Genomic DNA, 307 nt, shown 5'->3' on the forward strand with positions numbered 1-307 from the left:
ATCTCGGAAAAACTCTCGTCGATCTGTCCCAGCGCGTCATCAATGGTTGCCGCCTTTTTGGGGGCAGCCGCCGCAGAGACGGGAGGCATGAGCTGTTCGATTGCCTCTTCACAAACGGATGCCTCGCAAGGCATGGGTTCTTCCATCCGGAAGGCGTTCATCCTGCGCAGACGCTCGGAACGATTATCAGTATGCTCATCCACATCGCGGTCATCTATGTACGCTGCAATATCGGCAAACAGCTTGCCGCTGATCTGATAGGCTTTGCGGTCAAAAATGACGATGTACACCGTCATTTCATTTTCGA

Annotated in this window: 1 pseudogene; it reads right to left on the reverse strand. The window is 53.1% G+C overall.

The features are described from left to right. Positions 1–307 (reverse strand): annotated as a pseudogene (locus tag P0G09_RS17995) (RNase III inhibitor); the annotation flags it as partial.

Source organism: Faecalibacterium sp. DFI.5.82 (assembly GCF_029076575.1).
Taxonomy (GTDB): domain Bacteria; phylum Bacillota; class Clostridia; order Oscillospirales; family Ruminococcaceae; genus Faecalibacterium; species Faecalibacterium duncaniae.